We start from the raw sequence: 24,979 nt of genomic DNA, 5'->3' as shown, positions 1-24,979 counted from the left end.
GCGGTCAGAACACCAGGCGCAGCACATAATCGTGGTGCACCTGACGGCCGACGGTGAAGGTTCTGGTGCCCACCTGCTCGAACCCGTACTTGGCGTAGAAACGTTGCGCGCGCAGGTTCTGCTGGTTCACGCCCAGCCAGACCCCGGCGTAGTCCGCGCCGCGGGCACGTTCCAGTGCTGCCCGCATGAGCGCGGCGGACACCCCCACGCCGTGGTGGCCCGGCAGGACATACATCTTGCTGATCTCCAGCACCGGGTCGAGCGCTATCGCCGCTGCCACCGAGGGATCGTCCGGCATGTCCCCGTTGAGGATGGCGTAGCCCACGATCTCGTCGTCGGCGACCGCTTTGAGCACGGTGCGGGCCGGATCCGACAGGTATTCGCCGAACCGTTCGCCGGACAGTACATCCGCGACGAATACGCCGATATCGTCGGGATCGGTACCCGGTGGGCAGGCGAGCGGGAAGGTCGCAGCGGCGACATCGCTGAGCGCTTCGGCGTCCCACAGTCCGGCCCGGTCCACGGTGACAGTGGTCATAGCTCAATGAGACCACAGCGACCCCGGCGGACGGCATGTGCGCAGGTCGCCCGGCGGCGACCGGTCCCACCGGTGGCCCCCGGCGCCGGTCGCGCCGCCTCCCCGCGACCTGCGGCGATGGCCGAAATGCGATCTCCGGCTTTGCTGCCGGACGCATCCGACGTAATCTCTCGCCCATGAGGAGCGGGAACCGCATCGCAATCGTCGGTGCGGGTATCGCGGGTCTGGTCTGCGCGAAGGTCCTGACTGAGGATGGGTTCGCGGTCGAAGTGTTCGATCGTGCCCCCGATATCGGCGGCGTGTGGAGCGAGACCCGCCGTTACCCGGGCTTACGGGCGCAGAGCACCAAGAACACCTACCACTTCTCCGACCATCCGATGCCCGCCGACTACCCACGGGTGCTCGACGGCGCACGGATGCAGGAGTACCTGTCCAGCTACGTGCGTGCCTTCGGCCTGACCGACCGGTTGCGCCTGCGCACCGAGGTGGTGGCCGCGGATCCGGTCGAGGGCGGCTGGCTGCTCGAGATCCGCGACGCCGACGGAGTGCATCGCACCTCCTGCGATCACCTGATCATCGCCAACGGTGTGTTCAGCGAACCCGAGATCCCGGACTTCGCGGGCGCGACCGCCTTTGCCCGTGCGGGCGGACAGCTCGGCCATTCCACTCAGTTCCTCGATGTCGAGGCGGTTCGCGACCGAGCCGTGGTCGTGGTCGGCTACGGCGCCGCCGCCGCCGATCTGGCGACCGAGATCAGCAAGGTCGCCGCGGATACGACGATGGTCGCGCGCCGGCTGCTGTGGAAGATGCCGCGGCGCCTCGCCACCGGTATCGACGCCGAACGGATCCTGCTCACCCGAACCGGCGCCGCCCATTTCGGCCACCCCGAACCCGGCCGGATCGAACGCTTGCTGCACGGGCCCGCACGCTCCTTCCGGGAGAGCAACCTCGACCTGATCGAAGCGCTGGTGGCGCAGCGCTCCGGCGCCGCCGAACTCGGGCTCGTCCCGGACCGGCGGTTCGAACAGGCCTATGACGCCGCGTTCGGCCTCGCCACCGAAGGTTTCGCCGAACAGGTGACCCAAGGTCGCCTCACCGTGCGCGGGCAGACCAAGGTGATCGCGCTCGGCGGGGGACCGGCCGGGCCGTTCGCCGAACTGTCCGACGGACAGCGGGTCCGGGCCGATATCGTCGTCTGCGCGACCGGATTCCAGCAGCGGGTGCCGTTCCTGACGCCCTATGTACAGCGGCAGCTCACCGATGACGACGGCAATTTCCGGCTGTACCGGCAGATCCTGCCGCTGGATGTCCCGCATCTGACCTTCGCCGGTTACAACACCTCGTTGCTCAGCGCGGTGAGCGCGGAAATCGGCGCGCACTGGACAGCGGCCCTGCTCACCGGCAACCTGGCGCTGCCGCCGGTCGAGACCATGAGCGAACGTATCGATACCCGGTTGCGCTGGCTGGACCAGCACACCGGCGGACGCCACGCGCACGGCACGATCACACCGGACGCAATCCGCGATATCGACGAACTACTGGGCGATATCGGGGTCCGGTTGCCGTTCGCCGCGCGCACCGCGCAGTGGCTACGGCCGGTGCGGCCCGGTGACTACCGGGTGGTGTCGCGCCGCAAACGCGGTCCCGGCACGCAGGCAACCGCGCCCGCCGCCGCGGAAACGGTCGCGGCTCATCCCGCTACCGCCCCGCTCACGGTCGCCCCGCAAGCCGGCCCGCACGGCCCCACCGAAACCCCGCACGGTCCCGCCGGAACTCCGGGCATGGCCGGAGCGCCTCGGCCCGGCGCGGCCGCTGTACCGCCGGCCGGAGCGCAATCCCCGCAGCCTCAGGTCCCCGCGGCCTCCGCCGAATCGCCGACCGTCCGGATCCCGGAGGCGGTTGCCGCGAGCGCGGTCCGGACAACCACCCTCCCCGCGGTGGACCCCACCGCCCGCACGCGGCCGGTTCCCGAGGTCCGCCCCACCACCGCGCCCGGCGCGTCGCGGCCGATACCCGCACCCTCCCAGTTCGTCCCGGCAACCCCCGTGCCCGCGGTAGCGCCTCGTCCTGCCGCCAAAGCACCCCAGTCTTCGGCCCTGGCACCCCAGCCGCCGGCCGCAGCCCCTCGTTCCACGCCCGCGGCACCGTCCGCGGCAGCTCAGCAGGCCGCCGCGGAGGCCGAGCGCAGGGCAGCCGCCGAACAACGCGCCGCCGGAATCGCGGCCCGCTCCAACAGTCCGACGGTGCGGATCGATATGCGTACCGCGCAGTCCCTCGCCGAGGGCCCGGCCGGGGTGCAGCCCGAATCGGCGCCGGCTTCCGGTCCTATCGGAAAGGCAGGCGCCGAGTCGTCGCCGCAACCTGCGGAATCCACTGACGATTCGATGCGCCGGACCGCCGACCCCGCAGGCCGTGAACCCGGCCGACCGGAGACCGTTTCCGGCGGCGAACCATCGTTCCCGGAGCACGGCACCGAGTCGCGGAACCCGGTATCCGGCTCGACCGGGCAGCCTGCCGGGCTCTCCTCGGAAACCGCCGAACCAGCGTCGCCGGGTGATATGCGGCCACAGGCCGGAACGTCCGGGGAAGCCCGCGGATCGGTTGCTGCCGGACCGGCAGGGGAGGAGCTTGCGAACAACTCTTCGCAACCCACCGGACAGGACCCGGCGCCGACAATCGGACCAGCTGGGACGGAGGCAGAGCTCCCCGGGGCGGGGCCACTGTCTGCACCAGGGACCGCCGGGCGTCCCGGCTCGGCCGACCGAGTGACGACCTCGGTCGCAGCGGACCCTGCAGCGGGAAACACGACCACGCCAGGGACGACCACCGGCGATGCGTCCGGGTCAGCCGACGAGGCGGAGGGCAATGCGGCGCCGCCGGTCGAGACCGGCGTCGCGGGTTCCGGCTCGGCCGGTGCAGGCAGCGGATCCTCGGAGCAACCGATCGGTTCGGCTGCCTCGGAAGAGGGAACAGTCGGGGCCGGGCAGTCCGCCCGCGATATCGAATCGCTGGAGACGGCCGGCGAAACGGTAGCTTCGGGCCACGGCGGGCAGGTGCGGGCAAATGCTCCCGCCGATGAGAATGTGGGTTCGGGTGGGAACGAATCGACTCCGGTCGAACCGGCAGCTGTGGTAGATGACGCTGATCGGGGTGCGAACGGTGTGACGGCGCCTGCTTCTGCCGAGACGGCCGCTGGTCCGGTCTCCGGCGTGCAGGCGAACGAGCCGGCAACCGAAGCGAACGGGTCCGGAACCGAGGCGTCGGAGCAGGGCGTTGCCGGTTCCGGAGCGAAGGCGACCGGGACCGCTCCAGCGGCTTCCGGATCGGCTGCGCCTGCCGAGTCGACTGCGGATGCCGAGTCGGCGGCGCCGCCCGAATCAGCTGTGCCCGGCGCTGACTCCGCGGAGCCGAAATCCGGGGACGCGGCGGATACTGCCCCGCCGGCCCCGGGCGCCGGCCCGCGCACCTGACCCCGCGGCGTGGCCGACCTCGACCTGAACCTGCTGGTGGCGTTGCACGCGCTGCTCGAAACGAACAGCGTCACCCGCGCCGCCGAACGGCTCAGCACCTCACCGCCCGCCATGAGTCGCACGCTGGCCCGGTTGCGCCGCGTCTACGGCGACCCCCTGCTGGTGCGCGCCGGCCGCGAACTGGTGCCGACACCGCGCGCCCTCGAGCTGAGGTTCGAGGTGAGCGCACTGGTCGAACAGGGCCGGGCGTTGCTGGCGAAACCGGATACCGTCGACCCCACGGCCCTGGTCCGCGGTTTCGCGCTGCATGTGAACGACGCGGTGCTGCCCGAGCTTGCCGGGCAGCTGCTGACCGAGGTCCGTGCGCAGGCCCCGGGCGTTACGCTCCGTTTCGTTCCGGCCGATGCGGCCGGCTCGGCGAGCGCCCTGCGGGACGGCCGAATCGATGTCGAGGTCGGCGTGATCGACCGGGCAGATCCGCAGACCCGGGTGGAACGTATCCGCGGCGACCGGCTCATCGGGGTCGCCGCACCCGGCCACCCACTGGTCGCGGACCGGGTCACCGTCGCGGCCTTCGCCGCGGCCGCGCATATCAGTATCTCGCCGCGCGGTATCGTCCGCGGTGTGATCGACGACCGCCTCGCCTTGCACGGCCGGACCCGCCGGGTCGTGTCGACCGTGCCGGATCTCACCACCGCGCTGCTGGCCGTGCGGTCCGGTGCGGTGGTCTGCCCGGCGCCGGCCGTTGTCGCGAAAACGACACTGCCCGCATTGGGGCTGTGTGCCTTCGAGATCCCGCTGCCGCTACCGGAAATGACGATTTCGCTGGCCTGGCATCCGCGCAATACACCCGATCCGGCGCATGCCTGGCTGCGCACGTTGATCCGCACCGTGCTGGAGTCCGGTGATCCGGTGACCGGGACAGCGCGGGCGGATAAGGTTCGGCGGGTCCCACTTGGGTAACTGCTGGGCAGAAACCTGGCGCTGACCGGCAGTTGTGGCGCACTCTGGGAAGTACCGGTGTGGTGGTCGGGCCGGCGCGGTGGGACGGGTTAGATGGGTGGTCGCATGCAGACGAAGCGGCGAACGGATATACGGTGTGGGCGCCGGACAATGCTGTCCGACCTGGGGATTTCGGATGGTTCGGGGCGGGTGGAATCGGCCGGGGACAACACCGCACCCGGTTACGGCTGCCGTTGCGGCCGCTGCGCGGAAGCCCAGTGGAATACCCAGCGCCTGAAGTACTGGCTGGCCGCCCGGCTGCTCGCGTTCGGCGCGGACGAGGCGGTCGTCGACAGGCGGTGCGGACCGCTGACCGTCGATGTGTGGTGGCGGCGCGGCACCGAGCAGTTCGCGATCGAGGTGCGTTCCGGGCCACTGACTCAGGAACTCGCACAGCAACACACGGACCAGTTGAAAGCTCTGGGGTACGCCGGGGTGCTGTGGCTGTGCGCACCGGGTTTCTGGGTGGCGCAGCTGCCCGCGCTCGGTATCGCCGATCTCGCACCGGAATCATGTGAATACCGCGCGGCGAGCGGCATGCTCGAGCTGGGGTCGCAGGGTTTGGTGGTGCCGGGGGAGCGCCCGTACGAACTGCGCGAGTTCCTGCGCGAATGGGTGGCGGGTGAGGTCGCGTGGGGTTACCGCGATCATTTGAGGAAGGGATGGGCGGCAGTGACCGACTGGGAGAAGCACACTCGGACACAGGCGCTGCTGCTCGAACAGCAGCGGCAGGAGCTGATCCAGCAGCGCACCGCGCTCGCGGTTTCCCGGCAGGCGGTGCGAGAGAAGAAGCAGCAGCTCGAGCGCGCGCACGCCCGGATGGAGCGCACCGCGGCGAAGGCCCGTGAGCAGGCCGAGTCGGTGGCCGCGGTGGGGCGGCGAATTGCCGATCAGGAGCGGGTGCACCGCGCGCTGGAGGACACCATCCGCCGCCTGCACAAAACCATCGACAACTGGCAGGTGGTGACGGTTTTCGTGATGCTGCTGCTGGCCACCTTCATCGCGGCGACCATGTTCATCAAACCTTGACCGGTGCGGGCACTTCCGGCTGCGGTTGATTCGCGGCCGACAGCCGGAACGGCGCCCGCTCCCACCGCCATTCGTGACGGAAGGTGAGCGCCAGCAGGTCGAGTGATTCCAGCCCGTCGGCCCGCAGCTGCCGCAATGCGTCGCGGCGCACCGGGCCGTCGGCGAGCAGTCCGGTCAGCCGGTCGCGGATCGCCGCGGGTACCGGATGGGCAGCGAGTTCCGGTTCGCCCACCGCACTTCCGGTCCACAGCAGCCAGCCCCAGCCGTTCGCGTGCGCCCATTCCCGGGCGGCACGCGCCTTCAGCCGGTTCACGTGGAAACCGATATGCCCCAGCGGCTGCACATCGATCAGCGCCCTGCGGCCGTCGGCGAGTTCGGCCACCAGGGTCGGGAAATGCAGATGCTCTTCGCCGTCGACCCGGTATCCGACGGCCTCGGGATATTCCTGGAAGATGCGGATCCGGTCGTCGGTATCGAGCAGCCGCATCAGGCGCGCCTCGAGTCCGGAGTCGAAGCCGATATCGCGACCCGGTTTGTGCAGATAGAACCGGCCGCGCCCGTCGTCGTCGAGATCGAACGCGCGTGCCGCGGTGGTCGGCAGCGCGGCCGGCGACCCTGATCGGGCGGGCCAATCGATCCGGTGCGGCCAGGGCGCGGGCGGCCCGGCGGGGGGACCGGTCTCGCGGAGCCGGGACAGCAGATGGTTGGTTTTCTTACGCCAGCCCACGATGCGCTGCGTGACATAGCCCGCCACCCGTTTCGCGTCGGTCGCGTCGTGCCCCGCCAGACGCAATTTGAGATACGCGAGATCGTTCACGGCGATATCACCATCGGTGGCATAGGTTTCGGCCAGCAGCGCCCGCGTGAGCACCGAATCCCGGGTCCCCACGGGGTAGCGCCGGGCGTACTCGGGAACGGGGAGCCGCCCGGAGCGCGCGGTATGGCGCAGCAGTTCGCCGACCGCCTTGGTGTGCAACTGCCGGGCCCGGTCGCGGGAGAAATCGAACCGGGCCCCGATCCGCGTCAGCGTTTCGGGCCGTTCCCCGGCGATACCGAGCCGGAAACGCAGGATGGCCGCGGCGCGTTCCCGATCGACCCCGTAATCGTCGACCAGTTCGCCGAGCGCGTGCGCGCACTCCTCCAATTCGAAGGAGAGATGATCCCGCAGATCATCGGGAAAGTCCGTCGTGTCATTCGCATACCCGGATGCGTCGCCACGCACTGGCTCCGCCTGCACACACACCCCCTTCGGGACTTCGGATCACCGGCCGGCTCGCGTTCGTGTGGGCCAGCTTAACGGCGGGTACCGACAGCGCCCGGCACTGCCACGGAATGCCGGAAGCGCAGGTATGGCCCGCCGCCGCAGATCCGGTCGCGGCCGTTGCCGTGTGATCTAATGGGTTTGCCGAGAAAATGCTGATAGAGGACCGATCCGGGCGACGCTCCAGCAGCGGCCGTCCGCACCGGACGCCGACCGCCACCGGAATTCCGGGCTCACTCCGCGGGCGCCGGCGTGCCGTTCCGACCGTCCGATGTGGAGGCGCTCGTGCTGCATACCGATATCCCGACCCGCAGTGAGATCAAAGCCCTCGCCGGTGTCACCGACACCTGGTGCGTTTCCCTCTACACGCCCACCGAATCCGATACCGCCGACCCGGACCGCAACCGGATCGCCTTCTCGAACCAGGCCCGCCGAGTACTCGATCTCGTCACCGACCCCGAGGCACGCGCCGCGCTGGAAGAAGAATTCGACGCCTACATCGACGACGCCGCGTTCTGGCGCTTCCAATCACGCACACTGGTGGTGCTCGCGACACCCACCCGCATCCGCACCTTCCGCGTTCCGAACCAGTTGAATGCCTCGGAGACGGTCGGTAACCGCTTCTATCTGAAGCGGTTGCTCCGGGCAGTGACCTTCCCGCAGGCCGCCTTTGTCCTCGCCCTGGCCGAGGGCGGCGTCCGGCTGGTGGAAGTGAGCGCCGACCGCCCCGCCCGCACCGTGCCGGTTCCCGGCCTCCCGACAAGCGCCGCCGACCATGCCGGCAAGGCGAGCCTCGGCGATCGCGCCCCGAAGCGCCGCGTTCAAGGCGACGAAGGCCGCAAGATGCGGGCGCGGCAGTTCGCCCGTGCCGTCGACACCGAACTGCGCGATCTGCTCGCCGGCCGCGACACCCCGCTGATCCTGGCCGCCACCGAACCCATCAACTCCCTGTTCCGCTCCGTGAACAGCTACGACAATCTGCTCGACGAAAGCATCCCCGGCAACCCGGAACACACGACCGACCACGAGTTGGCCGACCGCTCCCGCGAAGTCCTGGACCGGCACTATGCCGCCCAACTGGCCGATCTCGTCGACCTGGTAGAACTGCGCCGCGGCGAAGGCCGGGCCGCCACCGATGTCGCCGATCTGGCGCGCGCGGCGTCCGCCGGATCCGTCGACACCCTGCTGGTGGATATCGACGCCTCGGTCCCCGGCACGGTAACCGCCGACGGCGCGGTCACTTTCGCCGATTCCGCAGCCGGCGACGCCCCGGGCATCCTGGACGAAATCAGCCGCCGCGTGCTCCTGACCGGCGGCGAAGTCCTCGCCGTCCGCGCGGCAGACCTCCCCGACGGCGCACAGCTCGCCGGTATCCTCCGCTACGCGCCATAGCCTCTACCAGCAGTTACTTCCGATACCGGTAACTCCGGCAGCGGCGAAACTCCGGCAAGACCTTGTGTGCGTATTCACGCAGGGTAAGTGTCGCGGAGGACTTCGCGCACCGTGACGGCGTTGGCCGTGTTGTCACCCGCGGCGCAGCCGAATTCGTCGGGTCGCGTCGAGATGTCGGTCGACAGCGAACTGTGCGGTGGTGCCGACGACGGGGGGCGTGCCCGACCAGGACAGGCCGGACCAGAGGCCATCGAATGTGACGAAGTATTCGCGGTTGACCGGGAAAACGTCGGTGATCTCGGCGGCGACTCCGGCGCCGACGGGGTAGCGGCTCTTCACGACGCGCCATTCGGACTCACTCATGACGGGAAAGCCTGCTCTGCTCGACCGGAGGGCGGAATCGAGCGGCCAGAGCCGAACCTGTCCGCGCCGGTGCTGGAGGACCTCGAACTCGGTCATTGTGCCGACAGCCGGCCACTGGTCCGCGGATAACGGCAGATTCATGACATCGACGAAACCGATTGGCGAACGGCCCAAGTCGACGAAAAGTCCGATGGCGCCGGGTCGCGGAATATGCGTGACCACTCCGGTCACATGATCGCCGATCGGATAAAGGTTGTGCGCGGCGTTGAGTTCCTCTTCGAGCTGGGAATCAGGTTCGGTCATCGCTGGACTATTTCAACGATGGCTTCTACTGGTTGTCAATGGTGGTCAGTGCGGGACGTCGGCGGCCCGGCACCACTTCGCCGCCCAATGCGCACGCCGGTGCTCGACCGGGAGCGCGCGGTGCTGGTCTGGGCGTTGGTGTGGCCGCAGCCGGGCGGGAACAGCGGCGTGTGTGCTCGGCGGGTAATTCCTCGATGCGTTTCCGAATGACCTGGAAAGCAGAAAAGGCACTTACCCGGGATTCCGGAGAAGTGCCTTGACCTGGTAATGCGATGGTGCGCGATACTGGGATTGAACCAGTGACCTCTTCCGTGTCAGGGAAGCGCTCTCCCGCTGAGCTAATCGCGCGAGGTGGAGACGGGAATCGAACCCGTGTGCACGGCTTTGCAGGCCGTTGCCTCACCACTCGGCCACTCCACCGCGCAAAGGGGGAAGGCATTCTATGCGCCTGGCCCTACCTCTCGAGCGGATGACGGGATTCGAACCCGCGACCCTCACCTTGGCAAGGTGATGCGCTACCAGCTGCGCTACATCCGCATTCGCATCCTCGGTGGCTCGCTGTCCTCCGTGGTGCGAGACAGAACATTAGCCGACGTACGCCGCAACCTACAAATCGCCTGGTAGAAGGCTATGAATGACAAGGTTGTCATTCGGCCGGTCGGAGAGTGGCGGTCGGCGCCCTGTGGACACCGACGGCGACCGCATCGGTGGCCGGCTCCGCGTAGTACGGGCGCCCCGAAGCTTCGCGTGCGTGCCACCGAAGTGAATGACATAGGGGTGATTTGGTGGCAGTAGGGTGGGGCGTGTTAAGGTTCCATCTCGTTCGGAGGGCATCGAAAGAAGCCGCCGAACAGCTCCCGGTCTCATAGCTCAGCGGGAGAGCGTCCGCCTCACACGCGGAAGGTCGCTGGTTCGATCCCAGCTGGGACCACCGGAATACCCCTCTGATCCTTGCAGGTCAGGGGGTATTTTTGTGTTTTGGGTCCATCTGGATGGTGGTTCGATTCTGTCCGGTGTCGACCGCTGGATGCCGATATCGGTCGCACGCATATTGCATGGACTCCGCCGTGATCGGGGTCGGTTCTCATCGTCCTGACGGGGCGGTTCCGGGGGGCGGTCGGTCGCTGTCGGTTGTACTGTGCTGCGGCCGCGATTCCGGGTGTAGGTGGTCGGGGCCCGGGTATCCGCCGTCCGCAAACCTAGGATTCGGAGGTCTCGTCATGAGGACATGGCTTACTCGTCTGTGCGTCTCGGCAGCTGCGGCGGGAGCGGTGGCGGTTGCTGGGGCGGGGCCGGCAGGTGCGGCACCGGCCAGTGTGACGATCGACGGCAGTATGCAGGTCTTGGGCCTGAATATCCTGCACGTCGAGGCGCAAGGGCAAGGAGATGGGCCCGCTACCGGCACATACAGCGCGACCGGGCAACTCGGAAATATGCCGTTACCGGTGAAGGTAACCGGCCCGGTCACCTGTCTGCGCGTGCAGGGCAACACGGTTTCGCTGGTATACCCGATCACCACCGCCCAGCCGGTGATGGTCTTTGCACCGGATTCGATGGCCATTCAGATTACCGTGGCCAAGGGTCAGAACGGCGCACCGAACATGATCGGATACGGCGTCCCGATGCCGACCAGCTCGTTCCGTGACTGCATGCCGGGGCCCACACCGCTGGTATTCGACGGAACAATAGACATCAGGTGATCCGGTAATACGATCCCGTGGACACTCGTGAAGTCGAGAGGATGACGATTTCTCTGTAGAGAATGATATTCTTCAAATGGAGAGTGACAGTCTGAGGCCTGGCTCGGTGCGGGTACGGTGGCCTCCCGGCCGAGTCGGGGTGAGGGTGTCGTGGGCTATGCCGATGAACTGTTCGATCTGAGCGGGCGGGTGGTACTGATTACCGGCGGCAGCCGTGGGCTGGGGCGCGAGATGGCCTTCGCGGCTGCCCGGTGCGGCGCGGACCTGGTGATCGCCAGCCGGGACTACGAGAGTTGCGTGGCGACGGCCGCGGAAATCGAGCAGGAGACCGGCCGGGTCGCGCTGCCCTACAGCGTGCATGTGGGCCGCTGGGACCAGCTCGACGGTTTGGTCGAGGCCGCCTATGCCCGTTTCGGCAGGATTGATGTGCTGATCAACAATGCGGGTATGCAGCCGGTCTACGATTCGCTGAATACGGTGACCGAGAAGCTGTTCGATTCCGTGGTGAACCTCAATCTGAAGGGTCCGTTCCGGCTGTCGGTGCTCGTGGGGGACCGGATGATGGCCGCAGGGGGTGGCTCGATCATCAATGTCAGTTCCTCCGGGTCGATTCGGCCGCGCCCGTCGATCGTCCCGTATGCGGCCGCCAAGGCCGGGCTCAACGCGATGACGGAAGGTTTGGCGCTGGCATTCGGGCCTACGGTGCGAGTGAACACCTTGATGGCGGGTCCACATCTGACCGAGGCCACCGCCGGCTGGAAGCTGGACGACATCGCGCCAGAGGACAATCCGTTCGCCGCCCATGCGTTGCAACGTCCGGGGCGTCCCGCCGAGATCGTCGGTGCCGCGTTGTTTCTCGCTTCGGACGCGTCCAGTTTCACGACCGGGGCAACGTTGCGCTCCGACGGTGGCATGCCCTGACCGGAACGGTAGAGCGCCGGTGTGCAGGTGACCGATCATTTCGGTGGTCGGGTGTCGGAAGCGGCTGTCCGGTCGTCCTTCTTCTCTCTCGGTGTGGAACTTGGGGTGGCAACCCGGCAAAAATAAATAATAATTTAGTATTGACACTGTCGGGTGTGGTCGGCGACTCTGTTCGGAGCGAAGTTGCCCAGCGAGACATCGAGGTCACATGCAGGTCAAGTGGAAGTGGGGTGCCGTACTCGGCGCGGTGCTGATTGCCGCGACCGTCGCGGGCTGCGCGGGCAGGGTCGGGGAGAACGGCCGCGTCGGGGTCGTCTATCTGAACGCCGAGGGGTACTACGCCGGTGTCGCGCGAGGCCTGAACGAGACGTTCGCCGAACTGCCCGACGCGCCACAGGTGCTCGCTTCGAACATCCAGTCGGATGCGTCGAAGGAGAGCACGTTCGTGGATACGATCGCCTCGGTGAAAGCCGACGCGCTGATCATCTCGCCGTCCTCGGCCACTGCCTCCGTCCCCGCATTACGGCTCGCGCACGACAACGGCGTCCCGATTATCTGCTACAACACCTGCGTCGAGGACACCGCCGCGCGGGAGCTGGTTTCCGCCTATGTGCTCGGCGACCCCGAGGAGTTCGGCGCCGCCTCGGGACGCCAGATGGCGGCGTACTTCAGGGAACAGGGCATCACCGCACCGAAAGTGGCGGTGATCAACTGCGAGCAGTTCGAGGTGTGTGTCCAACGCCGGATGGGGTTCGAGAAGGCACTCACCGCGGCGGTTCCCGGAGCCACCATCGTGGCCAACCAGCAGGGGCTCACCCTCGACGAGGCGGTCCAGCGCGCCGAACAGGTGCTCACGGCCCAGCCCGATATCGACGCGTTCTACGGTGAGGCCGGCTCGCAGATGATCGGCGCGGCACGTGCCGTCCAGGCGCGGGGCAAGGCCGGTGAGGTGGTGGTGTTCGGCGGCGATATGTCGACGCAGGCGGCTGGGATGTTGCGGGACGGCACCGTCCTCAAGGGCGTCACGGATATCTCCGGCATCAAGGTCGGCGATCTGGCGGGCCGCGCGGCCGTCGGCATTCTCGCCGGGAATCCGCCTGCCGACTTCGTGATTCCGGCGCCGGTCGACGAGTACGTCGGACCGCAGGCCGGCGCGGACTGGATCGAAACGCATCCGGACGGGATTCCGTGACCGGCGTACCCGCTCGCGACCCCCATCATTCCCGGAAGGACACCATGGATCACCGCACCGACGATCCCGCCGACGGCTCCGTCGTCGTCGAGATCGAGGGTTTGACCAAACACTATGCCGGCGTGCAAGCGCTGACAGACGCGTCCGTGACCATTCGTGCCGGTGAGGTGCGGGCCCTGCTCGGCCGCAACGGTGCCGGCAAGTCGACAATGATCCGACTGCTCGCGGGCGTCGAAACCCCGGACCGGGGGACCATCCGTGTCGGTGACGAACTACTCGGCCACGGCGGCGTCCGGCGGTCGACTGCACTCGGCATCCAGACGGTCTACCAGGAACTGAGCCTGGTCCCGGAACTGACTGTCGCGGAGAACATGTTCCTCGGTGTGTGGCCCCGCAGCGCCGGTCGGATCGATTACGACACCATGCGCCGCGAAACCGCTGCTGTACTGGAGGAACTCGAACTCGATATCGACCCGCTCAGCCGGGTCGAGTCACTTCCACTCGCCGAACAGCAGCTCGTCGAGATCTGCCGCGCGGTCCGGCGCCGGCCCCGGTTGCTCATCCTCGACGAGCCGACCAGCGCGCTGGCCGCCGCCGAGGTCCAGGTGGTCCTGAAAACCGTCGGCCGGATCGCAGCGGCGGGGGTCGCGGTCGTGTACGTCAGCCACCGCCTCGACGAGATCCGGCAGGTCGCCTCGACCGCGACTGTTATGCGTGACGGCCGGATCGTCGACACCGTATCGCTCGAGGACATCAGCACCGCTCAGGTCGTGGCGCTGATGGTCGGCTCCGTCGAGCCGGCCGCGGAGGAACGCGCCAAACGCGTCGTGGATCGGTCCGGGACGCCACTGCTCTCCGTGCGGAACATGGTGCTGCCGCCGAAGATTCGTGAGGTGTCGTTCGATGTGTACCCGGGCGAAGTTCTCGGGATCGCCGGTCTGATGGGCTCCGGCCGCAGCGAATTGCTCCGTGCCGTGGCGGGATTCCATCCGATTTCGTCCGGTTCCGTCGCGGTGGCCGGGACCGGCGTCGGCAAGGTCGGCGCCGCCCGGATGAAGGCGCTGGGCGTCGGTATGACACCCGAGGACCGCAAAGGCGCCGGAATCGTGCCGCTGCTCGGTGTCGACGAAAACATGCTCATCTCGGACTATCGGACCGTCAGTTCCGGACCCACAATCGTGTACCACCGCTTCCGCGAGGCCGCCTCCGGTCTTATTTCGCGGCTGTCGATCGCGACGGCTCGCGCGCAGACGCCGATCGTCAATCTCAGTGGAGGCAATCAGCAGAAGGCGGTCATCGGTCGCTGGCTGCACGCGGGCAGCCGGATCCTGCTGCTCGACGAACCCACCCGTGGCGTCGATGTCGCCGCGAAGGCCGAGATATACCGCCTGGTGCGGGAACTCGCCGACGGGGGAGCCGCCGTCGTGTTCGTCTCGGGCGAACTCGAGGAGCTGCCCCTGGTCTGTGACCGGGTGGTCGCGCTGCGCGGCGGCGAGATCGCCGACGAGCTGACCGGCTCCGGTATCACCACCGATTCCGTCCTCGCCGCCGCAATGGCGGCCTGACCACCACGAAGCCAAGACGAGAAGAGGACCCTGTGGTCATCACCAAGAACAATCTCCAGCCGGGTGATTCCCGCACAGTGCGCAGTTGGTTGGGCTCGCGTAGTCATCAGCTCAACGAAATCGGCCTCGTGGTGGCGATTGCGGCACTCTATGTGGTGCTCGGTCTGACGGCGTCGGGTTTCATGGACGGCTCGAATCAGCTGGGCATCCTGCGCGATGCCGCGACGATCGGCATCGCCGCCTGGGGCGTGACGCTGGTGATCATCGCCGGTGATATCGATATCAGCATCGGTCCGGCTGTTGCCTTCGCGTCGGTGCTGGTTGCGATGGGCAGCGCCCAGTGGGGGCTCGGGGTGTTCGGTGCTGTACTGGTGACCCTGGTGCTCGGTGCGGCGTGGGGTGCGCTGGCCGGCTGGTTGCGGGCCAGTTTCAATGTGCCCTCCTTCATCGCAACCCTCGGTCTGTGGAGCGTCCTCGGCGGTCTCGGCCTCTATCTCACCGACGCCCTGCCCGTGGTACTTCCCGAGAGCGGCCTGTTCGACCTGCTGGGGGGTTCCATCCTGGGTATCCCCACGTCCGCGGTGGTGATGCTGATCCTGTTCGGTGTGTTCGTCTACATCGCCAAGTTCACCGCGTACGGTCGTTCGGTGTACGCGATCGGCGGGAACGCGGCCGCGGCGGAGCTGGCGGGTATCAATCTCACCAGGGTGCGCATCCTGCTGTTCGCCACTACCGGCCTGCTGTCCGCGATCACCGGCGTGCTCCTCGCCTCCCGGCTCGGCGCGGGCTCCGGCAGTGCGGGAGCCGGACTGGAATTCGATATCATCGCGGCCGTTGTCATCGGTGGCGCCGCCCTTGCCGGCGGTCGCGGCACGATGCTGGGCACTTTGCTCGGCGTCGTCTTCATCACCGTGATCGGCAACGGATTGGTCCTGCTCGGGGTGAACTCCTTCTTGCAGGACGTTATTCGCGGCGTGATCATCGTCGGCGCCGTCCTGATCAACGCGCTCGTCGTTCGCCGCGGAGCCGCGGCCGTCCGCACCGCATGACGGGCTCAGATATCCGAACGGGTCACCATCCGGTCCTGACCCGGCCGCTCACAGGAGGAATCGTGACCACAACCGAGCCGGAGCCCTCGACAGTTCCCGCGACGATGCCGGGTATCTATCTCCCCGGCAACTCCACCACCGAGATGCGGCAGGTCCCCGTGCCGGTACCCGGTCCGGGGCAGCTGCTGGTCGAGGTCGGTGCCGCCGGTATCTGCGGTACCGATATCAGCTACATCTACCGCGAGTACAAGACTCATCGCGGTATCGACGGTCCCGCCTACCGTGGCGTCGTCTCCGGCCATGAGCCATCCGGTCGTGTGGTCACCGCCGGCCCCGGCTGCGCGCGCTTCGGCGTCGGCGACCGGGTCATCGTCTATCACATCGCCGGCTGCGGACTCTGCGACAACTGTCGGCGCGGCTTCTACATCAGCTGCACCGCACCGTCGCGGGAGTCGTACGGCTGGCAGCGCGACGGCGGTAATGCCCGCTACGTTCTGGCGGAGGAACGGACCTGCGTACCGCTGCCCGCGGAACTGTCCTATGTCGACGGGGCGCTTATCGCCTGCGGATTCGGCACGGCTTACGAGGGGCTACGCCGCATCGGTGTCAGCGGTGAAGGTGACCTGCTCGTCGTCGGTCTCGGACCTGTCGGCCTCGCGGCCGGCATGATCGGGCGCGGTATGGGCGCCCGCCGCGTCGTCGGCGTCGAACTGTCCGGTGTGCGCCGGGAATGGGCCGATTCGCTCGGCATCTTCGATGCCACTGTCGCGCCCGACGAGGCGGACGCCGAACTCGTCCGGCTCACCAGCGGAGCAGGTTTCGCGTTCACCATCGATGCGTCCGGTTCGGCGCCCGGCCGGTCCACCGCGGTCGAGCATGCGGCCGAGTGGGGTCACGTCTCGTTCATCGGTGAGGGCGGCCGTTTCGACACCGAGGTCTCGGATACGTTGCTGCACAAGCAGCTGACGTTGCACGCGTCCTGGGTGACATCGCTGCAGGCGATGTCGGACCTGGCGGCCAACCTGGTCGCGTGGGGCCTGCGTCCCGAGGCAGTGGTGAGCGACCGGTTCGCCCTCGGCGAGGCCGATGCGGCCTTCGCGCTCGCCGCGGGTGGTAGCCGCGGCAAGGTCGTTTTCGTTTCGGATTCACTGCCGTGACGCCTCGGCTGCCTTCCACCGGAATTCTCGTCGAGAGCGATGAGGGTGACGGGCTTCGCCCGGGCACTGTATGGCTCGACAACGGAGTATTACGGCTCGGGTTCGTGCCCGCGCTGGGGGGACGGCTGCTCTCGGTGCAACTGCGTGGCCGCGAAACACTGTGGCGCAATACTGAACTGCTGGACGACGACCTGCACCCGGTGGCTCCGCACGTGCCCGCGCCGGTGTCGGGGCCGATGAGCGTCTGGAACAACTACGGCGGCGACAAGACATGGCCCGCCCCGCAGGGATGGTCCGGCCCGGCCGAGTGGGCGGGTCCGCCGGACCCTGTTCTCGACTCCGGCCCGTACGACCGGCGTGTGGAGCGCACCGCCGGGGCGGTGACCCTGACGATGACGAGCGGCCACGATCCGCGCACCGGTCTGACTCTAACTCGGGCGGTCACGCTGCGATACGGCCAGAGCTGGTACGACGTGCGCCTCGAGGCCCGTAACACGTCCGCGGAGCGGGTGCGGTGGGCGCTGTGGAACGTCACCCAGCGCGCCGCCGGCGAACCCGGCACCGGCGGTGTGTACATCGGAATCGGCGACGGCGATCGGCGGACGGTGCCGCTCGCGGTGGGCACGGGAGCGCCTCGGCACGAAATCCTCGGCGATGACCGAGTTCTGGTGCCGCACCAGGATATCGTCGGAAAAGTCGGCTTCCCGGGTGCGAGTGGATGGCTGGCGCACGCGGCGCACGGCCTCACCACCACCCAGACCTTCGCGGTCGATCCGGGCGGTGACTATCCGGACGGCGGGTCCCGGGTCGAAGTGTGGATGGAGCACCCGCTGAGTGAACCGATCGAGAGCCTGGGCGGTCTGCAGCCGCGGGCGCGGATCGTGGAGATCGAACTCCTCGGCCCGTCGGTAACGCTTGCGCCCGGCGAACACACCGCACTCGAGTATCGCTGTGCGACCGCCGCCGGGGAGGGGGAGGTTCGCACCGTCACCCCGGTCGGACACTGGGGGAGCGACGCCCGGTTCGCCGCTTACGTCGGCGGCGACCTCGAGGCAAGCGGCATTACCGTCGCCGGTGTGCGTGCCGGTGAAGTGACCGCGCTGGACAGCGATCTGATCGGCAGCCCCATTACCTTGCGCGAGCACGGTACCGGCGTCGAACACGACCTCGGTACGGCATCTGGCCGCGGCCGGGCCCACGACCAGGAGGAGCAGCTGTGACCGCAGAACCCGGCACCGGCACGGTGCTGATCACCGGCGCAGCGCGGGGAATCGGTGCCGCGACCGCGCACCGCATGGCGATCTCCGGCTGGTCTGTGGTGTTGTTCGACCGCGACGAGAAAGTCGCCGAGACGGCCGCGTCGATCGAATCCGCGGGCGGTCGGGCACTGGCCTGCCGTGGCGATGTGACCGCTGAATCCGACTGGGCCGCAGCGATCGAACATACTCACGCGAGGTTCGGTCCCATCGATGCGCTGGTCTGCAATGCGCTGGCCACCGATCACGCTCCGCTGCACGAGATGGCGCTCGCTTCGTGGCAGCGGCAGCTCGATGTCAACCTCACCGGCGCCTTCCACGGGATCCGGGCGTGCCTGCCCGACCTGCGCCGCGATCGCCGCGGCGCGATCGTCATCGTCTCGTCGGTCCATGCCGGCTTCGGTCTCCCCGGGGTCCCTGCCTATGCGGCGACGAAAGCTGGACTGACCGGCCTGACCCGGCAGGTCGCCACCGAGTACGGCGGTGAGGTCCGGGTGAACTGTGTGCTGCCCGGGCCGGTCCTGACGTCGCAGTGGGACGGGATCCCGGAAGCGGATCGCCTCGCGAGCGCCGAGGAGACGGTGATCGGACGGCTCGGTGATCCAGATGAGGTGGCCGGCCCCATCGAGTTCTTGCTCGGCGCGTCGGCGTCGTTCGTCACCGGCGCCACCCTCACCGTCGACGGCGGATGGAGCATCACCAAGAATTCGTCCTGACCGCACCCGGCGCGGTGTGAGACCTATTCACGGAAAGCAGAGTCGAGGGAAGACATGACAGGCTATGCGGGACGCGGAGTCCACGGTACGACAGTGGAACTGCTCGGTTCCCGAATCGTGGACGGCACCATGGCGCCCGGCGAGGTCCTCGATCTGCGGGAGATCGGCTCGCGGATGGACCTGTCGCTGACCGCGTTACGCGAGGCGATCAAGGTGCTCGCGGCCAAGGGGCTGGTCGATTCGCGTCAGCGCCGGGGAACGTTCGTCCGGGAACGGGCCGAATGGAATGTGCTCGACAGCGACGTGATCCGCTGGCGGCACTCCGCCGGCGACGCGTCCGCGATGCTCGACGAACTCGCCGAGGTGCGGGCGATCATCGAACCGTCCGCGGCGGGACTGGCCGCGCTGCGCCGTACCGACGAGGACCTCGCCGACTTCGAGCAGGCCCTCGCCGATATGGCCGCCGCCGCGACGGGAACCGCGGAGCAGGCCGCCGCCGCGGACCTGGCATGGCACGGACTGCTGTTGCGGGCGGCGCACAACGAGATGCTGGCCAGTATGAACGTGCTCGTCGAGCCGGCGCTGATGGTCCGGGATTCCCTCGTGCACAACCACACCACCGACGACCCGGTGCCGAGTCACCGCGCGGTCGTCGACGCCATCCGCGCGGGCGATCCCACTGCTGCGGTGGCGTCGACCCGGGCACTGCTCGACAAGTCCGCAGACGACCTGTCGCGCGTGCTCAACCTTCTCGACAGTAAGGAATCCGGGTGAAGATCACCGCTATCGATACCTTCGCAGTCGCGCCACGGTGGCTGTTCTGCCGCATAGATACCGATGCCGGCATCGTCGGCTGGGGCGAGCCGGTGGTCGAGGGCCGGGCCGATACGGTCCGCGCCGCGGTCCACGAACTCGCCGGACTGCTCATCGGGAAGGATCCGCGCACCGTCGAGGCGCACTGGCAGGTTCTCACCAAGGGCGGGTTCTACCGCGGCGGACCGGTGCTTTCCAGCGCCGTCGCCGGTATCGATCAGGCGTTATGGGACATCCTCGGCAAGTCATTGGGCGTACCTGTGCACCAACTACTCGGTGGCGCGGTCCGCGACCGGGTCCGGGTGTACGGGTGGGTCGGCGGCGATGAACCGAACGAGGTCGCCGATGCCGCCCGCGCCCAGGTCGAGGCCGGTCTGACGGCGCTGAAGATGAACGCGTGCGGACGATTCGGCCGGTTGGCGACGCCCGCCGAGTTGGACGGCGTCGTCGCGCGCGTCGGTAAGGTCCGGGACGCGATCGGCGACCGGAACGATATCGCGATCGACTTCCACGGCCGGGTCGGAGTCGCGGACGCGCGCCGGCTCGTGCCGATGCTCGAACCTATGCGCCCGCTGTTCGTCGAAGAACCGGTCCTGCCTGAACTGAGCCACCGGTTGCGCGATGTGGTGGAGTCGACGACCGTGCCGATCGCGGCCGGCGAACGCTTGTACTCCCGAACCGAATTCCTGCCTGTGCTCGAGGCGGGCGTCGCGATCGTGCAACCGGACCTCTCGCACGCCGGCGGTATCTCCGAGGTCCGGCGCATCGCGACCCTGTCCGAAACTTTCGGCGCGCTGCTCGCCCCGCACTGTCCGCTCGGCCCGCTGGCGTTGGCGGCCAGTATTCAGGTCGCGCTCGCGACACCGAATTTCCTGCTGCAGGAACAATCGATCGGCATCCATTACAACAAGGGCAGTGCCGAGCTGCTCGACTACGTCCTCGACCGCTCCCCGTTCCGGTTCGTCGACGGACATATCGAGCGCTGGGACGCACCGGGGCTCGGGGTCACGATCGACGAGGCCGCGGTCCGTGCCGCCGACGCGGTCGCCACCAGCTGGCACGGACCGATCTGGCACCACCCCGACGGATCGTTCGCCGAATGGTGACCCCGCCCGGTGACAGCCGCCGATACGAGAACCGACGAAATCGAGGCATCTGATGACCCTGCTCGACGACCTATGTGCACACCGGCTCCTCGGCATCATCCGTGGCACCGACGCTGCCGCATCCATCGACACCGCACTGGCGCTCGCCGACGAAGGCGTCCGGCTGTTCGAGGTATCGCTCACCTCGGCCGAGGCGCTGCGGGTGATCGAGGCGGTCGCGACGAGGCTGGACGGACGAATCCAACTCGGCGCGGGCACCGTCCTCACACCCGACGATGTGCTCCGGGCGCGGGACGCCGGCGCGACCTACATCGTCACCCCGGGCCTTGCGCCTTCGGTGCCCGCGGCGATCGAAGACGGCGTCCCGGTCCTGTGCGGTGCCCTCACTCCCACCGAGATCATCACCGCGGCCGGGCTCGGTGTGGACGCGGTGAAAATCTTTCCGGCGTCCACGATGGGCCCCGGGTACTTCAAGGATCTGCGCGCACCGTACCCCGATATCCCGCTGATCCCGGTCGGCGGGGTCGGCACAGACACTGTGCCCGCGTACCTGGCCAATGGCGCGGTCGCGGTCGGTGTCGCGAGCCCGCTGTGCGGCGACGCCCCCAACGGCGGGGATCTGGAGGCGCTTCGCCTGCGGGCACGATCGTTCCTCGAGGCTGTGCGGGAGCAGGCATGAGCGGGTCAGGCCCGGAGGCGGTAGCACAGCGGCACCACGCAGGGCCCCCGCACATGCCCGATAGACAGAGCATGAGCACGGCACCCGATCGGGCGCTCGACGTCGTCACCATCGGCGAGACGATGGTCGCGGTGCGCGTCGCGGACCGAATCCGGTTCGGTGGGGACGCGACCTTGGCGGTCGCGGGTGCGGAGTCGAACGTGGCGATCGGTCTCGCGCGCCTCGGCCACGGGGTGCGGTGGGGTGGGAAGCTGGGCGCCGACGAGTCCGGGGAACTGGTACTGCGCACGCTGCGCGCGGAGAACGTCCTCGTCGATACCGTCTCCCGCGATACCGGACGGGCCACCGGCCTGGTGCTGTTCGAGCAGCGGCTGCCGGACGTGACCCGCGTCGAATACCACCGACGCGACTCCGCGGGATCCAGGGTTGGTGCGGCGGATTCCGTTGCGGCACTGACAGAGATGCCGCGGATCCTGCACGTCACCGGGGTGACACCGGCCTTGTCCGCGAGTGCGGCCGAGGCCGTGACCGAGGCCGTACACATCGCGCGCGGAGGCGGCGCGCTGATCTCGTTCGACGTGAACTTCCGCTCGCGGCTGTGGGATCGGGATACTGCCGCGGCAGCGTTGCGACCGCTGGCCCGCGCTGCGGACGTGGTGGTCGCGTCGGAGGACGAGCTCGGTCTCGTCGCACCTGATCCCGCGGAGCTCATCGACTGCGGCGTATCGGAGGTGGTGGTCAAACTCGGCGCCGCCGGCGCCGCCGCGCACACCGCCACGGACGTGATCACGGCCGGGGGACACCGGGTGAGTGTCGTGGACTCGATCGGCGCCGGCGACGCCTTCACCGCGGGATACCTGTCCGCGCTGCTCGACGGCCGCGGCATCGCCGAACGACTCGCCCGCGCAAATACCCTAGGCGCGTTCGCGGTGACGAGCCGAGGTGACTGGGAAGGGTTGCCGAGCCGCGACGAGCTCGCCCTGATCACTGCGGGTTCCGGGGCGGCACTGCGATGAGCACCGTGGGCGAGTGGACGGCGCTCGGCGCGGCGCGGCACGAACTCGGTGAGGGGGCGCGGGCGACGGATCACGGATTCGTGTTCGTCGACCTGCTGGCGGGGGTGCTGTTCGAGACCGACGGCGAACCGGCCATCGGAACCGATGACACGCCGGCCATCGGGCCCGGCGGTAAGCGTACCGGGAGAGCCGGCGGCAAGCGGTCCCTGGGAGCCGGCGCGAGTTCGGCTCGGGAACGACTGCGACTCGACATCCCCCTGGGGGCCGTCGCGCCGCATGCCGGTGGCGGCTGGATCGCCGCGGCCGGCACCGGAATTGCCTTACTGGACGACTCGGACGGGGCCGCAGCGGGCGACGGGATCGAGGTCGAGTGGCTGGCGCGGCCGTTCGACGACAGTCCGGTTCCGATGCGGATGAACGACGGTGTGGTCGATCCCCACGGGCGGTTCTGGGCCGGTGCGATGCCCTACGACGGCACACCCGGCGCGGGCCGGCTGGTGCGTGTCGACCCCGACGGCGGCGTCCAGGCGGTTCTCGGCGGACTCACCGTCCCCAACGGTCCGGCGTTCAGCCTCGACGGCGCCACCATGTACCTCGCCGACAGTGCGCGTGGGGTGATTCTGCAGTTCCGCGTGGAGGAGGACGGTGGAATCGACGAGCCTGCGGCGGTCTTCACCACGGTCGACGATGCGAGCCCTGATGGTATGACCGTCGATGCGGACGGATATGTGTGGTCGGCGCTGTGGGGTGGCAGCAGACTGCACCGATACAGCCCCGACGGCGAGCTGGTCGACGTGGTGCCCGTGCCGGCGGTGCAGCCGACGAGTATCGCGTTCAGTGCCTGTGCTCCATATCGGGTCCTGGTCACCACCGCGACTCACGGGTTGACCGAACCGGGTTCGCTCGACGGTGCCACGTTGGTCGCTTCGACGACTGTCGCGGGTCTGCCCACGGCAACCTTCGGAGCGTAGGTGCGAGTGCCAGAGCCGCGCTCGTGTGTTCCGGTTATGTCAGCAACTTCGCCCATCGCTGGGCCGAGGCGGTGAGGTCGCGACCGACGTGGTCGAGGAAATCGGCCATACCGGCCAGCCGTTCGCCGGCGGCTGTGGTGGCGCCGAGCTCGGCTGCGCCGCTGCGGGCCGCGGACGCGATCGCCGAATTCTGGCGCACCCCCGCCATAGTGGCTCGTGCCCAGGCGGTTTCGTCGATGATGTAGCGGTCGCGGCGCCGGGGCTCGTCTTGTTTGCGGTAGATCAGCTCCTGCGCTTGCAGATATCCGACCGCGGCGGAGATGGCCGCCGGACTCACTCGCAGTGTCGCGGCGAGATCGGCGGCGACCGAGCTGCCATCGTCGGCGGTCATCAGGCACGCCAATACGCCGGCGGAGGTGCGTGGCATCCCCGTTTGGACGAAAAGTGTAGTGAGGCGGCCGATAACGGGTAGTGCGCGGCTGTCGCCGGTGTGCTGTGCGCGGTCGGGATGTGTGTGCCTGCGGGACCGTTGCCGACTGGCTCGGTGTGCCTGTTCGGGGCGGTAACGCCCGGGGCCGCCGTTGCGGTTGACCTCGCGGCTGATCGTCGATGTCGGGCGGTTCAGCTGCCGTGCTATCGCGGCGTAGCCGATCCCGGCTCGCAGGCCGGCGGCGATCTCTCTGCGGTCCTCCGCGGACAGTCTGGATCCCGGCATCGGGGCGGTCCCTCTCTGTAGGTGGTGTCCGGTCGATGGCAGCGTTCACCGGCAGTTCGTTGCAACGATAGTTCACGGAGGAAGCATTAATCTGCACGGCAATTGCAACACATTTTCCCCGATCCAGCTGCGCATAGCCAAATCATGGAACATCTTTTGTTGAGTATTGCCTTAATGCAATTTAGCGTTTGCCTCCATCTGAACGAAACGGCGAGATCGGGAGCGACGATGACACAGCCTCGGGAAGCAGCTGAGAACACCGCAGCGGCATTGCACACTCGGCGACCACCGGGACACCCCTTCGATCCCCCGATCGAACTATCGGAGCAGCGCGAACAGTGTCCGCTCACGCGCTGGACCTTCCCCGACGGTCACCACGGCTGGCTGGCCACCGGCCATACCGAAGTCCGGGCCGTGCTCGCCGACCGCCGGTTCAGTTCCCGTTACGAACTGATGCACAACCCGGTCGCCGATTCGGGGCCGCTGTCGCCTGCTCCGATCGGCGACCTCCTGGGTGTGGACGCACCGCAGCACACCCGATATCGCAGCCTGCTCATCGGCCGGTTCACCGTGCGCCGGATGCGGCAGCTCACCGCCCGCGTCGAGGAGATCACCGACTCCTGCCTGGCGGCGATGGCGGACTCGGGTGGGCCGCTGGACCTCGTCGAAAAGTTCGCGCACCCGATCCCGGCGCAGATGATCTGCGAGCTGCTCGGGGTGCCGTTCGCGGAGCGGGCGGCTTTCGAACACCATGCGCTCGCCGTC

Annotated in this window: 21 protein-coding genes, 4 tRNA genes and 1 pseudogene; 19 read left to right on the top strand and 7 right to left on the bottom strand. The window is 68.2% G+C overall.

All coding sequences use genetic code 11. The features are described 5' to 3' along the window. Nucleotides 1-4: 4 nt before the first annotated feature. A complete protein-coding gene (locus tag QH196_RS31555; protein WP_280419504.1) occupies nucleotides 5-538 on the bottom strand; it encodes a GNAT family N-acetyltransferase in 534 nt (177 codons plus the stop codon). Between the two features lie 176 nt (nucleotides 539-714). Between QH196_RS31555 and QH196_RS31550 the strand changes: the two genes are divergently transcribed. From QH196_RS31550 to QH196_RS31540, 3 genes are all read left to right on the top strand, one after another. Beyond that, nucleotides 715-4,008 carry a flavin-containing monooxygenase gene (locus QH196_RS31550; protein ID WP_280419503.1) on the top strand — a complete coding sequence of 1,098 codons (3,294 nt, stop codon included), beginning with the start codon at nucleotides 715-717 and terminating at the stop codon, nucleotides 4,006-4,008. A 9-nt stretch (nucleotides 4,009-4,017) separates the two neighbouring features. Further along, the gene (locus QH196_RS31545) at nucleotides 4,018-4,971 is read left to right on the top strand and encodes a LysR family transcriptional regulator (RefSeq protein WP_280419502.1); all 954 of its coding nucleotides are present in this window, start codon (nucleotides 4,018-4,020) and stop codon (nucleotides 4,969-4,971) included. Between the two features lie 150 nt (nucleotides 4,972-5,121). Beyond that, the gene (locus QH196_RS31540; protein WP_280419501.1) at nucleotides 5,122-6,039 is read left to right on the top strand and encodes a hypothetical protein; all 918 of its coding nucleotides are present in this window, start codon (nucleotides 5,122-5,124) and stop codon (nucleotides 6,037-6,039) included. Here the strand turns inward: QH196_RS31540 and QH196_RS31535 are convergent. Beyond that, nucleotides 6,029-7,276: a sigma factor-like helix-turn-helix DNA-binding protein gene (locus QH196_RS31535; RefSeq protein WP_280419500.1), complete on the bottom strand. Its 1,248-nt coding sequence runs from the start codon at nucleotides 7,274-7,276 to the stop codon at nucleotides 6,029-6,031. The genes QH196_RS31540 and QH196_RS31535 overlap by 11 nt on opposite strands. A 276-nt stretch (nucleotides 7,277-7,552) precedes the next feature. On the opposite strand from QH196_RS31535, the gene QH196_RS31530 reads away from it, so the two are divergent. Further along, nucleotides 7,553-8,692 (top strand): hypothetical protein, encoded by a 1,140-nt coding sequence (locus QH196_RS31530; RefSeq protein WP_280419499.1) that lies wholly within the window; start codon nucleotides 7,553-7,555, stop codon nucleotides 8,690-8,692. Between the two features lie 132 nt (nucleotides 8,693-8,824). Here QH196_RS31530 and QH196_RS31525 read toward each other — a convergent pair whose 3' ends face one another. The 4 genes from QH196_RS31525 to QH196_RS31510 form a co-directional block, all read right to left on the bottom strand. Next, nucleotides 8,825-9,358: a hypothetical protein gene (locus QH196_RS31525; RefSeq protein WP_280419498.1), complete on the bottom strand. Its 534-nt coding sequence runs from the start codon at nucleotides 9,356-9,358 to the stop codon at nucleotides 8,825-8,827. Between the two features lie 273 nt (nucleotides 9,359-9,631). Further along, a tRNA-Val gene (locus QH196_RS31520) sits at nucleotides 9,632-9,706 on the bottom strand. 1 nt (nucleotide 9,707) lies between these two features. After that, nucleotides 9,708-9,778 (bottom strand) — tRNA-Cys (locus QH196_RS31515). Nucleotides 9,779-9,822: 44 nt separating this feature from the next. Beyond that, nucleotides 9,823-9,895, bottom strand: a tRNA-Gly gene (locus QH196_RS31510). Nucleotides 9,896-10,217: 322 nt separating this feature from the next. Here QH196_RS31510 and QH196_RS31505 point away from each other — a divergent pair. The 14 genes from QH196_RS31505 (at nucleotide 10,218) to QH196_RS31440 (ending at nucleotide 23,499) form a co-directional block, all read left to right on the top strand. Then, nucleotides 10,218-10,289, top strand: a tRNA-Val gene (locus tag QH196_RS31505). 385 nt (nucleotides 10,290-10,674) lie between these two features. Further along, nucleotides 10,675-11,058 (top strand): hypothetical protein, encoded by a 384-nt coding sequence (locus QH196_RS31500; protein ID WP_280419497.1) that lies wholly within the window; start codon nucleotides 10,675-10,677, stop codon nucleotides 11,056-11,058. A gap of 150 nt (nucleotides 11,059-11,208) precedes the next feature. After that, on the top strand, nucleotides 11,209-11,979 hold the full coding sequence (locus tag QH196_RS31495; RefSeq protein ID WP_280419496.1) for an SDR family NAD(P)-dependent oxidoreductase: 771 nt from the start codon (nucleotides 11,209-11,211) through the stop codon (nucleotides 11,977-11,979). Between the two features lie 208 nt (nucleotides 11,980-12,187). After that, a complete protein-coding gene (locus QH196_RS31490) occupies nucleotides 12,188-13,171 on the top strand; it encodes a substrate-binding domain-containing protein (protein ID WP_280419495.1) in 984 nt (327 codons plus the stop codon). Between the two features lie 44 nt (nucleotides 13,172-13,215). Then, complete coding sequence (locus QH196_RS31485) at nucleotides 13,216-14,736, top strand: sugar ABC transporter ATP-binding protein (protein ID WP_280419494.1); 1,521 nt, start codon at nucleotides 13,216-13,218, stop codon at nucleotides 14,734-14,736. A 32-nt stretch (nucleotides 14,737-14,768) separates the two neighbouring features. Further along, nucleotides 14,769-15,785: an ABC transporter permease gene (locus QH196_RS31480; protein WP_280419493.1), complete on the top strand. Its 1,017-nt coding sequence runs from the start codon at nucleotides 14,769-14,771 to the stop codon at nucleotides 15,783-15,785. A gap of 62 nt (nucleotides 15,786-15,847) precedes the next feature. Next, on the top strand, nucleotides 15,848-16,942 hold the full coding sequence (locus QH196_RS31475; protein WP_280419492.1) for a zinc-dependent alcohol dehydrogenase family protein: 1,095 nt from the start codon (nucleotides 15,848-15,850) through the stop codon (nucleotides 16,940-16,942). Further along, complete coding sequence (locus QH196_RS31470) at nucleotides 16,939-18,162, top strand: DUF4380 domain-containing protein (protein ID WP_280419491.1); 1,224 nt, start codon at nucleotides 16,939-16,941, stop codon at nucleotides 18,160-18,162. Before QH196_RS31475 ends, QH196_RS31470 begins: the two co-directional genes overlap by 4 nt. Then, on the top strand, nucleotides 18,159-18,914 hold the full coding sequence (locus QH196_RS31465) for an SDR family NAD(P)-dependent oxidoreductase (RefSeq protein ID WP_280419490.1): 756 nt from the start codon (nucleotides 18,159-18,161) through the stop codon (nucleotides 18,912-18,914). The genes QH196_RS31470 and QH196_RS31465 overlap by 4 nt, the downstream gene beginning before the upstream one ends. A 54-nt stretch (nucleotides 18,915-18,968) precedes the next feature. Continuing rightward, complete coding sequence (locus QH196_RS31460; protein WP_280419489.1) at nucleotides 18,969-19,688, top strand: FadR/GntR family transcriptional regulator; 720 nt, start codon at nucleotides 18,969-18,971, stop codon at nucleotides 19,686-19,688. Further along, nucleotides 19,685-20,833, top strand: coding sequence for a galactonate dehydratase (gene dgoD / locus QH196_RS31455; RefSeq protein WP_280419488.1), 1,149 nt, complete (start codon nucleotides 19,685-19,687; stop codon nucleotides 20,831-20,833). The genes QH196_RS31460 and dgoD overlap by 4 nt, the downstream gene beginning before the upstream one ends. A 52-nt stretch (nucleotides 20,834-20,885) precedes the next feature. Continuing rightward, nucleotides 20,886-21,512, top strand: coding sequence for a bifunctional 4-hydroxy-2-oxoglutarate aldolase/2-dehydro-3-deoxy-phosphogluconate aldolase (locus QH196_RS31450; RefSeq protein ID WP_280419487.1), 627 nt, complete (start codon nucleotides 20,886-20,888; stop codon nucleotides 21,510-21,512). A gap of 71 nt (nucleotides 21,513-21,583) precedes the next feature. Beyond that, the gene (locus QH196_RS31445; RefSeq protein ID WP_280419486.1) at nucleotides 21,584-22,528 is read left to right on the top strand and encodes a sugar kinase; all 945 of its coding nucleotides are present in this window, start codon (nucleotides 21,584-21,586) and stop codon (nucleotides 22,526-22,528) included. After that, nucleotides 22,525-23,499, top strand: coding sequence for an SMP-30/gluconolactonase/LRE family protein (locus tag QH196_RS31440; protein WP_280419485.1), 975 nt, complete (start codon nucleotides 22,525-22,527; stop codon nucleotides 23,497-23,499). The genes QH196_RS31445 and QH196_RS31440 overlap by 4 nt, the downstream gene beginning before the upstream one ends. Before the next feature lie 34 nt (nucleotides 23,500-23,533). Here QH196_RS31440 and QH196_RS31435 read toward each other — a convergent pair whose 3' ends face one another. After that, complete coding sequence (locus QH196_RS31435) at nucleotides 23,534-24,214, bottom strand: helix-turn-helix domain-containing protein (protein WP_280419484.1); 681 nt, start codon at nucleotides 24,212-24,214, stop codon at nucleotides 23,534-23,536. Between the two features lie 228 nt (nucleotides 24,215-24,442). On the opposite strand from QH196_RS31435, the pseudogene QH196_RS31430 reads away from it, so the two are divergent. Then, nucleotides 24,443-24,979, top strand: a pseudogene (locus QH196_RS31430) (cytochrome P450); the annotation flags it as partial.

The organism is Nocardia carnea, from assembly GCF_029868325.1.
GTDB lineage: Bacteria > Actinomycetota > Actinomycetes > Mycobacteriales > Mycobacteriaceae > Nocardia > Nocardia carnea_C.
This window is presented reverse-complemented; position numbering and strand designations above follow the sequence as displayed.

Coding starts and splice junctions, on each gene's coding strand:
- QH196_RS31490 (WP_280419495.1), top strand. CDS start 12,188: ATGCAGGTCAAGTGGAAGTGGGGTGCCGTACTCGGCGCGGTGCTGATT.
- QH196_RS31555 (WP_280419504.1), bottom strand. CDS start 538: ATGACCACTGTCACCGTGGACCGGGCCGGACTGTGGGACGCCGAAGCG.
- QH196_RS31460 (WP_280419489.1), top strand. CDS start 18,969: ATGACAGGCTATGCGGGACGCGGAGTCCACGGTACGACAGTGGAACTG.
- QH196_RS31550 (WP_280419503.1), top strand. CDS start 715: ATGAGGAGCGGGAACCGCATCGCAATCGTCGGTGCGGGTATCGCGGGT.
- QH196_RS31525 (WP_280419498.1), bottom strand. CDS start 9,358: ATGACCGAACCTGATTCCCAGCTCGAAGAGGAACTCAACGCCGCGCAC.
- QH196_RS31485 (WP_280419494.1), top strand. CDS start 13,216: ATGGATCACCGCACCGACGATCCCGCCGACGGCTCCGTCGTCGTCGAG.
- QH196_RS31450 (WP_280419487.1), top strand. CDS start 20,886: ATGACCCTGCTCGACGACCTATGTGCACACCGGCTCCTCGGCATCATC.
- QH196_RS31540 (WP_280419501.1), top strand. CDS start 5,122: ATGCTGTCCGACCTGGGGATTTCGGATGGTTCGGGGCGGGTGGAATCG.
- QH196_RS31435 (WP_280419484.1), bottom strand. CDS start 24,214: ATGCCGGGATCCAGACTGTCCGCGGAGGACCGCAGAGAGATCGCCGCC.
- QH196_RS31440 (WP_280419485.1), top strand. CDS start 22,525: ATGAGCACCGTGGGCGAGTGGACGGCGCTCGGCGCGGCGCGGCACGAA.
- QH196_RS31445 (WP_280419486.1), top strand. CDS start 21,584: ATGAGCACGGCACCCGATCGGGCGCTCGACGTCGTCACCATCGGCGAG.